General features: G+C 47.1%; 8 protein-coding genes. 5 read left to right on the forward strand and 3 right to left on the reverse strand.

Annotation, left to right across the window (positions count from 1 at the left end; all coding sequences use genetic code 11):
• Positions 1-729 precede the first annotated feature (729 nt).
• Positions 730-2,499: an aspartate--tRNA ligase gene (gene aspS / locus KYK27_RS15020; RefSeq protein WP_199110997.1), complete on the reverse strand. Its 1,770-nt coding sequence runs from the start codon at positions 2,497-2,499 to the stop codon at positions 730-732.
• 325 nt (positions 2,500-2,824) lie between these two features.
• Here aspS and KYK27_RS15025 point away from each other — a divergent pair, with 325 nt between their 5' ends.
• Positions 2,825-3,736, forward strand: a complete 912-nt coding sequence (locus tag KYK27_RS15025; protein WP_199110999.1) for an ABC transporter ATP-binding protein — start codon at positions 2,825-2,827, stop codon at positions 3,734-3,736.
• A gap of 58 nt (positions 3,737-3,794) precedes the next feature.
• A complete protein-coding gene (locus tag KYK27_RS15030) occupies positions 3,795-7,427 on the forward strand; it encodes an ABC transporter permease/M1 family aminopeptidase (RefSeq protein ID WP_199111000.1) in 3,633 nt (1,210 codons plus the stop codon).
• Positions 7,428-7,503: 76 nt separating this feature from the next.
• Here the strand turns inward: KYK27_RS15030 and KYK27_RS15035 are convergent, their stop codons facing one another.
• A complete protein-coding gene (locus KYK27_RS15035) occupies positions 7,504-7,935 on the reverse strand; it encodes a hypothetical protein (protein ID WP_199111002.1) in 432 nt (143 codons plus the stop codon).
• A 188-nt stretch (positions 7,936-8,123) separates the two neighbouring features.
• On the opposite strand from KYK27_RS15035, the gene KYK27_RS15040 reads away from it, so the two are divergent.
• The 3 genes from KYK27_RS15040 to KYK27_RS15050 all read left to right on the forward strand — a co-directional run bounded on the left by KYK27_RS15040 (position 8,124) and on the right by KYK27_RS15050 (position 10,228).
• Entirely contained in the window at positions 8,124-8,675 is a 552-nt protein-coding gene (locus KYK27_RS15040; protein ID WP_233150464.1) for a hypothetical protein, read from the forward strand.
• A gap of 401 nt (positions 8,676-9,076) precedes the next feature.
• Positions 9,077-9,532, forward strand: a complete 456-nt coding sequence (locus KYK27_RS15045; protein WP_233150465.1) for a nucleoside deaminase — start codon at positions 9,077-9,079, stop codon at positions 9,530-9,532.
• Between the two features lie 87 nt (positions 9,533-9,619).
• Positions 9,620-10,228 carry a superoxide dismutase gene (locus KYK27_RS15050; RefSeq protein WP_199111003.1) on the forward strand — a complete coding sequence of 203 codons (609 nt, stop codon included), beginning with the start codon at positions 9,620-9,622 and terminating at the stop codon, positions 10,226-10,228.
• Between the two features lie 123 nt (positions 10,229-10,351).
• Here the strand turns inward: KYK27_RS15050 and KYK27_RS15055 are convergent, their stop codons facing one another.
• On the reverse strand, positions 10,352-12,556 hold the full coding sequence (locus KYK27_RS15055; RefSeq protein WP_199111005.1) for a protein-disulfide reductase DsbD family protein: 2,205 nt from the start codon (positions 12,554-12,556) through the stop codon (positions 10,352-10,354).
• Positions 12,557-12,679 lie beyond the last annotated feature (123 nt).

Genomic DNA, 12,679 nt, shown 5'->3' on the forward strand with positions numbered 1-12,679 from the left:
AGGCAGCTTGTGCCTGAATCTTCTGGTCATTTAACAGTTTTCCGGAAGTTTTGTTAGTTGCTATGGTTGGTTTATAGGAGAAGTTGTTTGCCACAGGCCATAGTTTTATAGTTGACTAAACCTACTATTCGAACCAAGCCTTCCCTCCATAGCCAATTCCAATGCTGGGAGCTCTACTTATCTATCGTTTCAATTTAGTTTTGGTGCCCTCACGGCCGGGAAGCCCCGTCTTCGGGCATCGCGCTGCTGCTTTCTTGCTATCCTCGCTCTGCTCGGATTGCCTAAAGGCACCGCAACAAATCAAAGGTGCTCAACCCAAAGACTGTGATAAGTTCGATAGGAAAAGCTAACTATAGTTTGTTATGGGAAGCTTCGAGATTGATCGTGGTAGTAGTTTTAAAGGGACAAGTAAACTTGCCCTTATCGTGGGCTGTAACTATAGCAAACTCAGATTTCTCCTTCGTCGAAATAACAGATGGGAAGCAGTAGCAGAATTGTCCCTTTCAGGGGACTATAGGGGTGTTAATACGTTAACTATAGAACTATAAACCCAACTATACCAAAAGCTAAAATTCCCCTCTCGGGAGGGGCAGGGGTGGGTTAACACTGTAACGATAACCAAACTCCCTCTCCTGTTTTCAGGAGAGGGCTAGGGTGAGGTAATCCCACATAAACAAAAAAGCCTGCAACATCTCTGCTACAGGCTATTTTTATAATTTATAGTTACAACTACTTCTTCTCAGAAGCAGTTATATTTCTCAGTTTAATATGCAGCTCATCTAACTGTGCATCAGCAATCGGCGATGGTGCATCGATCATCACATCGCGGCCTGAGTTGTTTTTCGGGAAGGCAATGTAATCGCGGATGGAATCGGAGCCACCGAAGATAGAACAAAGTCTGTCGAAGCCGAAAGCGATACCACCGTGCGGCGGCGCACCGTACTCAAATGCCTCCATCAGGAATCCGAACTGCGCTTTTGCTTCGTCGTTGGAGAAGCCCAGCAAACGGAACATCTGCTCCTGCAAGCGGCGGTCGTGGATACGAATAGAGCCACCGCCTACTTCCACACCATTAATAACCATGTCGTACGCATTGGCGCGGATATCGCTTGGACGATCGTCGATCAGCTCCAAATCTTCTGGCTTAGGTGATGTAAATGGATGGTGCATGGCATGGAAACGACCGGCTTCCTCGTCCCACTCCAGTAGCGGAAAGTCAACTACCCACAGGGCAGAGAAAGTATCTTTATTGCGTAAGCCAAGGCGGGTTCCCATTTCCAGGCGAAGCTCGTTCAGGGCTTTACGGGTTTTGTCTTTTCCACCGGCCAGCACCAGCAGCAGGTCGCCCGGTTTAGCGTTAAACGCCGCAGCCCACTCTGCCAGGTCTTCCGGCGAATAGAATTTATCAACCGATGATTTAACAGAGCCGTCTTCGTTCACACGCGCATACACCAGGCCGGTTGCCCCAATCTGCGGACGCTTTACGAAATCAGTCAGCTCATCTAGTTGCTTGCGGGTATAGCTGGAAGCGCCAGTGGCATTAATACCAACTATAAGCTCGGCGTCATCAAACACCTTAAAGCCTTTGTTCTTTACCAGGTTATTCAGCTCCACAAACTGCATTCCGAAACGGGTATCCGGCTTATCAGAACCGTACAGGCGCATCGCATCGGCATAGGTCATGCGTGGAAGTTTCGGCAGGTCAATGCCTTTTACTTTCTGGAACAGGTGGTGAATCAGACCTTCAAAGGTATTCAGGATATCTTCCTGGGTCACGAAAGAAAGTTCGCAGTCTATCTGCGTAAATTCCGGCTGGCGGTCGGCACGCAGGTCTTCATCTCTGAAGCACTTCACGATCTGGTAATACTTATCGAAACCAGATACCATCAGCAGCTGCTTAAACGTCTGCGGCGATTGTGGCAGGGCATAAAATTCACCTGGGTTCATGCGGCTTGGTACCACAAAGTCGCGGGCACCTTCCGGCGTAGATTTTATAAGTACAGGCGTTTCTACTTCAATAAAGTAATGTCCGTCCAGGTAATTGCGTGTTTCGCGCATCACACGGTGGCGCAGCTCCAGGTTACGACGCACCGGGTTGCGGCGCAAATCCAGGTAGCGGTATTTCATGCGCAGGTCATCTCCCCCATCGGTCTCATCTTCGATCATGAACGGTGGCAACTTGGCAGCATTCAGTACTTCCAGCTTGGTCACTTTCAGCTCTATCGCTCCGGTAGGAATTTTATCGTTTTTAGATTCGCGCTCAATAACTTTACCTACCACTCTGATCACGAATTCACGGCCCAGGCTGCGTGCCTGGTTCAGCAGCGCTTCCGGCGTCATGCCTTCTTCAAAGCTGAGCTGGGTTATACCATAGCGGTCGCGCAGGTCTATCCAGAGCATTCCGCCTTTGTCGCGCAGGCGCTGTACCCAGCCAGCCAGGATAACTTCCTCGCCTACATTATCTATTCGTAGTTCGCCGCAAGTATGAGTTCGGAGCATAATCGTTTTTTGTAAGTCTATAGCGCAAAAGTAATAATTGTTACGTTAGGTTGCAGCTAAAATAGCAGGAGTATGCAAGAACTCAGTAAGCAGGCAGATGAGCAACTATAGTAGAGGTGGTTTTTCCTGAATGCAAACTATAAACTACTGATATGTACCGGAAACAATCCTAGCTACAGGTGCACCTGAGGCTTAAACAACTATAACTCAGGTTGGTCGGGAAAAAGGGCAGGTTTGTATAGTTTATTTTGAATGGAAATATAGTTTGATTTTCTTTAGTTATAGTTAACCCTGAAAATCAAAACATTAAGTATAAAATACAACTATGGAACTTGTCATACAGAATCTGTCCAAAACCTACCCTAATGGCACTCAAGCACTTAAAAACATTAACCTGACCATCCCGAAGGGAATGTTTGGCTTGCTTGGACCTAATGGCGCCGGCAAATCATCATTGATGCGAACTATAGCCACGCTGCAGGAAGCCGATACCGGCAGCATTATGCTGGGCGACCTGGATGTGCTGCGCCAGAAAGAAGAAATGCGGAAAGTGCTGGGTTACCTGCCACAGGAGTTCGGGGTTTACCCAAAAGTGAGCGCCGAAGAAATGCTGGACCATTTTGCTGTACTAAAAGGCATCAGTGATAATAAAGAACGTAAAGAAGTGGTGGCTGCGCTATTGCAGCAAACCAACCTGTACGACGTGCGCAAGAAAAACCTGGGCGGTTATTCGGGTGGTATGAAGCAGCGTTTCGGTATTGCGCAGGCCTTATTAGGTAACCCGCAACTAATTATAGTGGATGAGCCAACTGCCGGCCTGGACCCAGCAGAGCGTAATCGTTTCCATAATTTACTGAGTGAGATCGGGGAAAATATCATTGTTATTCTTTCTACACACATCGTGGAAGATGTAACCGACCTGTGCCGCAATTTTGCTATCATTAACAAAGGCGAAGTACTGTTAACCGGAGACCCGCTGGAAGTGATCAACAGCCTGAACGGTCGCATCTGGCGCAAATTCATCCACAAATCAGAACTGGCAGATCATCAAGTGCAGTACGATGTTATCTCGTCGCGCCTATTTGCCGGCAAAACCATTATCCATGTGCTCAGCGATGCGCAGCCCGGCATAGACTTCGAACCGGTTAACGCAGACCTGGAAGACGTGTACTTCAGCAAGATACACGAGGCGAGCAGAAAGGATAAAAGTACCGAACAAGAACTAGTTGTGAATTAGATTTTGGCCAAGACGCCATTTCTAATTTTTAATTTCTAATTCATAATTAACAGAAATCATGTTCAAAGAGATCTTCTTATTCGAACTCAAGTACCGGATGAAGCGTCCGGCAACTTATATATACTTTTTCATTCTGTTTTTGATGGCTTTCCTGACCATGCTGGCCTTAGGCGGCGCTTTTGGCGGTGGCGTGATTATCGGGGATGCCAGCGGCGGAAAAGTATTTGCCAATTCTCCTTACCAGATCAACTGGATCGTAACACTGCTCAGCTGGTTCGGTGTGCTGATCACCTGTTCTATGATGGGTACGCCTATCTTCCGGGATTTCGAACACAAAACGCATTCGCTGTACTATACTACGCCTATCTCAAAGGCCGGCTATATTTTTGGCCGCTTTACGGGTTCGTTTCTGGTAACGCTGTTCGTGTTTACGGGTGTAGCACTGGGTGCTATGGTTGCGACTTTTATGCCGTGGATGGAGCCTGACAAAGTTGGCCCCTTCAACCTGATGTGGTACATCCAACCGTATCTAACGATTATCATTCCAAACCTGCTGTTAACAGGGTCTATCTTCTTTACACTGGCTACACTTACCCGCAGCGCACTTTCTATTTATGTAGGTGGCGTAATATTCCTGGTGATGTACGGCATTGCCAGCAGCCTGACCAGCGACCTGGATAACGAGTTTATCGCCAACCTGACCGACCCGCTGGGTGCTTCTGCTATTTACCTGACCCAACGCTACTGGACCACAGCCGAGCGGAATACGTTAATGCTGCCATTCAGTGAGTATGTGCTCCTGAACCGCGGGCTTTGGTTAACTATAGGTTTGGGCCTACTGGCGTTCTGTTACTATAAATTCAGCTTCTCGTTTGCCAATACAGGCATAAAATTGTTCCGTCGTAAAAACAGTGCCGAAGCCGTAGGAGTTATTGTGCCATCAGAGCGCCTGAATCTGCCAAAAGTATCGCAGAGCTTTTCGTTTAACCTGAGCCTGAAGCAGTACTTTAAGCTGAGCAAACTGGAGTTCAATGGCGTTATCAAAAGCGTTTACTTTATAGCCATCGTTACAGCAGGTATTATTTTCCTGTTCGTTTCAGGGGCGCAGGTGGGTAAAATGTATGATACCAATACCTTCCCGGTTACCTCGCAGGTAGTTACGGTACTGAACGGTACCTTTGCGCTGTTCTTCCTGATCATCATCACCTTTTATTCCGGTGAGTTGGTGTGGCGCGAGCGCGATAACCACATCAACCAGATCTACGATGCCCTGCCGATTCCAAACTGGGTACCATTTGCTTCTAAAATGACAGCCCTGATGCTGGTGCAGGTAGTGCTGTTATTCGTGATCATGATTTGCGGTATCATCATCCAGACGTTTAAAGGCTACTATAAGTATGAGATTGATGTATACCTGCAGGGACTGTTCGGTATTAACCTGATAGATTACCTGTTGCTGTGTGTGCTGGCCATGCTGGTACAGGTGATCGTGAACAATAAATTCATCGGCCACTTTGTGATGGTGGTGTATTACCTGCTCAACATCTTTAAAGGCCAGCTCGGTTTTGAGCATACGCTCTACTCCTATAGTTCCGATCCGGGCATTACCTACTCGGCCATGAATGGCTACGGGCATTTTGTGTGGCCATTCACGATCTATAAAATTTACTGGGCAGCCTTTGCCCTGTTGCTGGCTATAGTTGCCAATATGCTGTGGTCGCGTGGTTCAGAAAACATGCTGAAGTGGCGCCTGAAACTGGCCAGCATGCAGCTTACCAGATCCACCCTTTTTGTAACCGCAGCCGGACTGATCGTTTTCCTGATTACGGGTGGCTTTATTTTCTATAACACCAACATCCTGAACAAGTACCGCACATCAGATGACCAGGAGGAACGCCAGGCTTACTATGAAAAGACCTACAAAAAGTACGATGGCATACCGCAGCCGCGCATTACGGATGTAAACCTGAACGTGGATATTTACCCGGAAGAGCGCATTTTCGACTTTAAAGGTTACTTCTGGATCAAGAACACGCACAACCAACCCATAGATTCGGTACACGTTGCTGTTTCGGATGAAGCTGAAGTACGGAAACTGGAATTTGATCGGCCGGCTAAACTTGCCCTGAATGACAAAGACTATGGTTACCGCATCTATAAGCTGGCTAAACCAATGCAGCCCGGCGATTCTATGCGCCTGAACCTGGACCTGCACTATGCAACAAAAGGCTTCCGTAACAATGGCTCTAACACCGGCATCGTTTACAACGGCACGTTCATCAACAGCGAATATTTACCTAAGATCGGATATCGTTCGGGTGTAGAGTTGAGCGATGATGACCTGCGTAAAGAACATGGCCTGAAGCCTAAACCGCGCATGGCTGACGTAAACGACTCTGTGGCCCGCATGAACACCTACATCAGTAACGAAGCCGATTGGATAAACTTCGAAACTACCGTAAGCACCATACCAAGCCAGATTGCCATTGCGCCGGGCTACCTGCAGAAAGAATGGACAAAAGACGGTCGCCGCTATTTCCACTATAAGATGGATGCGCCGATCCTGAACTTCTACTCTTTCCTGTCGGCAGATTACCAGGTAAAGAAAGACCACTGGAAAGGCAAAAACGGACAGAATGTAGCCATTGAAATTTACTACCACAAAGGCCACGAGTATAACCTGGACCGCATGATCAAATCGGTGAAGAAATCACTGGATTACTTTACTGAGAATTTCAGCCCATACCAGCACAAACAGGTGCGTATCCTGGAGTTCCCGGGTTACCAGTCGTTCGCACAATCCTTCCCGAACACGATTCCTTACTCCGAGTCTATTGGGTTTATAGCGGATGTGGATGACGATGACCCGGAAGATGTGGATTACCCTTTCTATGTTACCGCACATGAAATTGCACACCAGTGGTGGGCACACCAGGTTATCGGTGGCGATGTGCAGGGATCGGTACTGATGTCGGAAACAATGAGCCAGTACAGCGCCCTGATGGTGATGAAGCATGAGTACGGCGAAGAGCGCATGAACAAGTTCCTGAAGTATGAGTTGAACTCGTACCTGCTGGGCCGCACATCAGAGCGTAAAAAAGAAATGCCGCTCTACAAAGTAGAAAATCAGGGATATATCCACTACCGCAAAGGCAGCGTGATCATGTATGCGCTGGCTGACTATATTGGTGAAGAAAACCTGAACAAGGCACTGCAGAAGTATATTCAGAAAGTGGCGTTCCAGCGGGCTCCTTATACCAATTCTGTTGAGTTCCTGGGTTACATCCGCGAAGCTACGCCAGACTCGCTGCAGTATATGGTGACAGACATGTTTGAGAAGATTACGCTGTACGAGAACAAAACCACCGATGCTTCTTACAAAAAGCTGGCTGACAACAAGTACAAGGTAACCTTTACCGTAGATGCCAAGAAACTATACGCCGACAGCCTGGGCACCGAAACACCTGCCAAAATGAACGATTGGGTAGATGTTGGCGTAATTGCCCGCCACAAAGTAGATGGCAACTGGCAGGATAAACCGCTTTACCTGAAGAAGCACAAGATCAAGGCCGGCGAAAACAAGTTTGAGTTTATAGTTAACGAGAAGCCTGAAAAAGCTGGCATAGACCCGATGAACAAACTCATTGACCGGAACCCAACTGATAACACCAAAAAAGTTACCGAAGGATAAAGAGCCTATAGTTTCGTTTAAACACAGAAGCCATACCCGGAAAGGTATGGCTTCATTTTTATAGTTGAGTTTATAGTTACTTAAACATCCCGCCTAGTTTATCGCCTAAGCCGCCGGGCAGTTTATCTTTCAAGCCGCCGCCCAGCATGCCCATCAGATCACCTTCCGATGACACTTTACCTGACAGCTTCTGCATGATAAACGAAATTACGAACGGCCCTGCCTGTTTGGCTATAGATTCAGGCACACCCAGTTTTGTGCTCAGGTTATTCACATATTTCCCGATCATGTTATTTACCTGAGGCTGTTCAGTTGCACTTTTGTTTCCTTTCAGCACATCCAGTATGCCACCAAAGTTGCCGCTGGTCGCTTCGTTTTTAAGGCCATTCTCCAGGTCATCTTTGGCAAGGTCTACAGCTTTGTTGGCGGTGTCGGGCTGCATCTGGAATTTGTTTTGCAGTTCGCCGGTCAGTTGCCCTTTTACAGAATTAATTAAGTCGTTTAGCATAGTTATAGTTTGTTTATAGTTATGGATCTATCTATAGTTTGTAACGGCAACTATAGCTATTAGATACTTTTTAAATCTCCGGAATCGTTAACAATCTCAAACTTTTGGCAGAGAAATTGCACCACTTTCAGTTACTACCTGTTATTTGAACAATAATTTATAGCTTTGCCTACACAACCCTTATGAACATGCGTTATTTAGCATTTTTAGCTATCATCCTTATTGCCGGTGCTGCTTTTGCCGCCCCAAAACTGAAGAAGATAAATCTTACCAAAGAGATCAGCATCTTGTTGCCAAAGGATTTCATGCCAATGTCTGACGATGACATTGCCCGGGAATACCCTGCAACCACAAGGCCAGTGGCCGCTTACACCAGCCCGGATGGCAACATCGACTTTAATTTAACCCTGAAGCGCTCTACGTTCCATGCCGAGGATCTGGATATGCTGCGCGAGTTTTACAAAGCCAACCTGGTAGAAACTTTTACCAACATCGACTTTATCCGGCAGGAAGTAACAGAGGTTAAAGGACAGAAATTTATAGTTTTTGAGTTTGTATCAAGGCTTGCCGATACACGCGGCGCTTCAAACCTGAGACCTGTACAGAAATACAGCATTATTCAGTATACTATAGTTGGCAGACAACTCCAGATCTACACGTTGCATATCCCTTTCCAGCTAAAAAACGACTGGCAGGATACAGCCCGCGAGATCATGGGCTCGGTCAAAATCAAAAAGTAAATTTAACTACCTATAGCCTGAAAGCCTCTTCTGTAATCAGAAGGGGCTTTTGTTTTATAGTTCGCGATGTCCAACCACCCCTCCCCCCTTATCTAAGGCGGGGAGCTTTCTGCTATTGCTATAGTCTGGTAAACAGTTTTATAGTTGCGGTATTAACCCACCCCTGCCCCTCCCGAGAGGGGAATTTCGGCTATAGTTATAGTTGATGCTATCGTTCTATAGTTAGCTTATTAGTAACCATATGAGCTTCTCTCCTAAGTTCTGAACTCCAGTTCTCACCTGTCCTTAAGGCACAGCTTCTGCTGTTGCTATAGTTTAGATTATAGTTTACAGACCATCACTAATCAATAACAAGCAACTAAACCTTGCTAAACCTGGCCTTAGCCTTTACCTTTACAACTATGGCTACAGATTTTCTTTCGATATACAGCGACGAACATTTTATGCAGCAGGCTTACCGGCAGGCGCAGCAGGCGTTTGAGGAAGGCGAGATTCCGATTGGGGCTGTTATAGTTGCCAACAACCGCATTATTGCCAAAGCCTACAACCAGACCGAAAAGCTGAACGACGTAACCGCCCATGCCGAGATGCTGGCCTTTACCGCTGCCTCCGAGTACCTGGGCAACAAATACCTGCACGATTGCACCCTTTATGTAACTGTTGAACCCTGCATTATGTGTGCAGGTGCCAGCTACTGGGCGCAGCTCAAGCGGGTGGTGTTCGGAACAAACGAGCCCAAACGTGGTTATAGAAGAGTAGGCAACCTGCTTCACCCTAAAACCGAGATGGTTAGCGGCATTATGGCGCAGGAATGTGCCGACCTGATGGCAACTTTCTTTGCAGCCAGAAGAAAATAACTAATTTTGAAACTAAGAGTTTAAACGCATACGTACTCATTAAAGCGCTACGTATGTAATTGTTCACATATAAAAATATACAAAACTATGGCTTTCGAACTTCCGAAATTACCTTATGCTTACGATGCACTGGAGCCGCACATTGATGCACGCACCATGGAAATCCACCATACAAAACACCACCAGGCCTATACCGATAACCTGAACAAGGCTATTGCCGGCACTGACCTGGAAGGTAAGTCTATCGAAGAGATCATGACTAGTATTGATGGTGATAACAAAGCGGTTCGCAACAACGGTGGCGGTTACTATAACCACAACCTGTTCTGGACAATCCTATCGCCAAATGGTGGCGGTCAGCCTTCAGGTGAGCTGGCAGAGGCGATCAACTCCGCATTTGGTTCTTTCGATCAGATGAAAGAGAAATTTAACGCAGCTGCAGCTACCCGTTTCGGATCTGGCTGGGCATGGCTTTGCGTAAAAGGTGGTAAACTGGAGATCTGCTCTACTCCTAACCAGGACAACAGCCTGATGCCTTTTGCTGAAGGTTGTGGCGGTCAGCCAATCCTGGGTCTGGATGTGTGGGAGCACGCTTATTACCTGAACTACCAGAACCGTCGTCCGGACTATATCAACGCATTCTGGAATGTAGTGAACTGGGAAGAAGTAACCCGCCGCTACAACGAAGCGAAGTAGTTGTAAAAGACGTAAGAATCAGGAGTTGAGGCTTCTTATTCAATAAAAAAAGCCCCGCCGTTCCCGGTGGGGCTTTTTTGTTATAGTTGATAACAGAAATCCTGTTAATCCTGGTTGAGACAATTACTTCTGTGCGATCTTTCTGGCTTTATGCGCAGCAACGCCGGCATCCAGGAACTTCACAAAGTTTTCTACATTCAGGTCGTAAGCAATAGGTTTAACCAGTACGTTCTCATTCTCATCCATCAGCACATAATATGGCTGCGCATTTACATTGAATTTGGTGATCTGGTAATCGGCGTATTTTTTGCCCAGGGTCTTCTTTTCCTTGCCGTCGTATTTGCTGGTGTACCATTCGCTTTGTGGCAACTCCGACTTATCATCTACATACAATGCAGCAATTACATAGTCTTCGCGCAGGCGCTTAAGCACAGCAGGGTCTGACCACACGTTGGCCTCCATTTCGCGGCAGTTTACACAGCCATGGCCGGTAAAATCTATAAAGATTGGTTTGCCTTGCTCTGCAGCACACTTTTTAGCTTGCTCCAGGTCAAAGTAACCTTGCAGGCCGTGAGGCAGGCGCAGGAAGTCGCCATACTTTGGTGTTTCGCAAAGTTGGTTAGATGCTACACCTGCCGTATTTCCGCCTCCGTTACTCTGCCGTGCAATCGCATTCAGGTCAAAGTCCTGGGTCGTTTGCGGTGGCAGGTAACCGGACAGTGCTTTTAACGGTGCACCAAACATCCCCGGGATCAGATAGATCACAAACCCAAACGTAACGATAGCAAAGAACAAACGCGGCACACTAATGTGCGGCAGGTCTGAGTCGTGCGAAAATTTGAGTTTACCCAGCAGGTAAAAGCCCATTAGGGTAAAGATCACGATCCATAAGGCCAGGTAAACTTCGCGGTCCAGAATGCCCCAATGATATACCTGGTCGGCTATGCTCAGGAACTTAAGCGCCAGTGCCAGTTCTATAAAACCCAGCACTACTTTAACCGAGTTAAGCCAGCCACCTGATTTTGGTAAACTGCTCAGCCACGATGGGAATATAGCAAACAAGGTAAAGGGCAGAGCAAACGCCAGCGAGAACGCAAACATCCCCATAATTGGGCGAATCATTTCGCCGCCAGCCGATGCTACCAGTATGCTGCCAACTATAGGCCCGGTGCAGGAGAACGAAACCAGCACCAGCGTAAAGGCCATAAAGAAAACGCCAACCCAGCCGCCACGGTCTGCCTGTGCATCCACTTTGGTTAGCCACGAGCTTGGCAGCGTAATCTCGAACATCCCGAAAAAGGACATCGCAAAAATCACAAACACCAGGAAGAAAAGGACATTCGGCAACCAGTGTGTACTGATAAAGTTAGCTCCATCGGCACCAAATAAACGGGCAACTATAGTTCCGATAATGGTATAGATAGCAATGATAGACAACCCATAAACAGCTGCCTTAACAATGCCCTGCGTACGGCTACCGCTGCTATTGGTAAAGAAGCTTACCGTCATGGGTACCATCGGGAATACGCATGGTGTTAGCAGCGCCACCAAACCGGAGCCAAAGGCAACCAGCATCAATGTCCAGACATCGCCCTGGTCAGTAGCAGGGTTGGTTAGAGTTGTGTCGTCTATGGTTGACTGTACTGTTTCCGTATTTTCAGGGGCTGTTACAGTGTCTATAGTTGCGGTATTCTGCGAAAAAGCGGGAGATGTGATAGTATCTGCAGTAACAGGGGGCTGCGCTATAGTTTGTGATGCAGCGGCTCTGGAGTTTGCATTTGTGGTTACAGTTTGCGTTGGCTCAGCAGCAGGAGTTGCGGCAGCTGCCGCTTTCCCGGTTACCTGTATCTGCTTGTTGCTAAACGTAAACTCGTCATCAAACGGAATGCAACGGCCGTCTATATCGGTACAAACCTGGTATTCGTAGCTGCCTTTTACCAGAAGCTCGGGTTTCAGCACTTTAATTTTCTGGCGGAACTGCCCGGTACCAACAAAGTAGGTGTACTCGCCACCCCACAGGTCGTCGTATTTCTTTTTGGGTTTAACCGGTACAACTTTACCAACCAGCTCGTAAGACGGATGCTTTTCGAACTTAAACTCAGTTACCATCGGGCCCAGCTCCGGATCGAAGTCAGAAGAGTACAGATACCAGTCTTTGTCTATGCGGGCATTAAAGATCAGTTCTACTTCATCGCCTACAGCTACTTGCTTCTTCGAAACATCGTAACTCCAGGTGGCAGGTTTTAACACTTGCGCAACGGCACCAAAGGCTAACAGCCAAAGCATCGCTACTGCAAAAAGGGTTTTAGAAGATTTATAGGTAAGCATAAGTGCTTTTAAGTTTTTGTAAGCGCTACAGGCCTTTCGGTCAAATATAACTGAGTAATAGGTGTTATGTTAGCAACTATAGTACAAAAGTAAAAAATATATTACTGCCGTGTGCAATCCATA

The sequence above is a fragment of the Pontibacter populi genome (assembly GCF_019336435.1).
GTDB lineage: Bacteria > Bacteroidota > Bacteroidia > Cytophagales > Hymenobacteraceae > Pontibacter > Pontibacter humidus.

What these genes read in the sequence shown, in the direction of transcription:
- aspS (WP_199110997.1), bottom strand. Translation starts at nt 2,499, where the DNA reads ATGCTCCGAACTCATACTTGCGGCGAACTACGAATAGATAATGTAGGC.
- KYK27_RS15025 (WP_199110999.1), top strand. Translation starts at nt 2,825, where the DNA reads ATGGAACTTGTCATACAGAATCTGTCCAAAACCTACCCTAATGGCACT.
- KYK27_RS15030 (WP_199111000.1), top strand. Translation starts at nt 3,795, where the DNA reads ATGTTCAAAGAGATCTTCTTATTCGAACTCAAGTACCGGATGAAGCGT.
- KYK27_RS15035 (WP_199111002.1), bottom strand. Translation starts at nt 7,935, where the DNA reads ATGCTAAACGACTTAATTAATTCTGTAAAAGGGCAACTGACCGGCGAA.
- KYK27_RS15040 (WP_233150464.1), top strand. Translation starts at nt 8,124, where the DNA reads ATGCGTTATTTAGCATTTTTAGCTATCATCCTTATTGCCGGTGCTGCT.
- KYK27_RS15045 (WP_233150465.1), top strand. Translation starts at nt 9,077, where the DNA reads ATGGCTACAGATTTTCTTTCGATATACAGCGACGAACATTTTATGCAG.
- KYK27_RS15050 (WP_199111003.1), top strand. Translation starts at nt 9,620, where the DNA reads ATGGCTTTCGAACTTCCGAAATTACCTTATGCTTACGATGCACTGGAG.
- KYK27_RS15055 (WP_199111005.1), bottom strand. Translation starts at nt 12,556, where the DNA reads ATGCTTACCTATAAATCTTCTAAAACCCTTTTTGCAGTAGCGATGCTT.